Annotated in this window: 1 protein-coding gene; it reads right to left on the bottom strand. The window is 63.1% G+C overall.

Annotated features, from left to right (window positions below):
- Positions 1-674 (bottom strand): KUP/HAK/KT family potassium transporter (locus tag EN781_RS33610; protein ID WP_189347993.1); only part of this gene is annotated, 674 nt, incomplete at its 3' end.
- Positions 675-689 lie beyond the last annotated feature (15 nt).

The following is a 689-nucleotide window of genomic DNA, read 5'->3' as shown; positions in this document are numbered from 1 at the left end:
ATCAGGAAGGCGACGATGTAGTGCGGGCTGACCGCCAGCAGGATTTCGGGATCGTCGATGATGTGGTTGAGGCCTGACAGGCCGATGGCGAGGAACCAGACAGCCGTGATCGGGCCGAAGATCAGCGCCACGCCGCCGGTGCCGAACCGCTGCACCGCGAACAGGATCGCTAGGATGAGCAGCGTCAGCGGCACCACGTAAGGCTGGAAGGCAGGCGTGACGACATTCATGCCTTCGACCGCGGACAGCACCGAGATGGCCGGCGTGATGACCGCATCGCCAAAGAACAGCGAAGCGCCGACGATGCCAATGGCGAGGATGATCGCCGAGCGCGTGGCAAAACTGCTGCGCGCCAGCGCCATCAGCGACAGCACGCCGCCCTCGCCGCGGTTGTTGGCGCGCAGCACGAACATGATGTATTTGATGGTGACGATGATGGTCAGCGACCAAATGATCAGCGACAGCACGCCGAGAATGTCGCCGCGCTCGGCGACCTCGCCGCCCGACGACGCCACCAGCGCCTCGCGGAACGCGTAGATCGGGCTCGTGCCGATATCGCCATAGACCACACCGAGCGCGCCCAGCATCAACACCTTGGTGCTGTGCTGCTCGATTTCTGGATGGCTCGATTGGTCGACGGGTTCTGCCTCACTACCAGTGTTGGCAAGGGCCATAAACGACACTCCGAT

This window comes from Mesorhizobium sp. M4A.F.Ca.ET.090.04.2.1 (assembly GCF_003999085.1).
In the GTDB taxonomy this organism is placed as follows: domain Bacteria; phylum Pseudomonadota; class Alphaproteobacteria; order Rhizobiales; family Rhizobiaceae; genus Mesorhizobium.
This window is presented reverse-complemented; position numbering and strand designations above follow the sequence as displayed.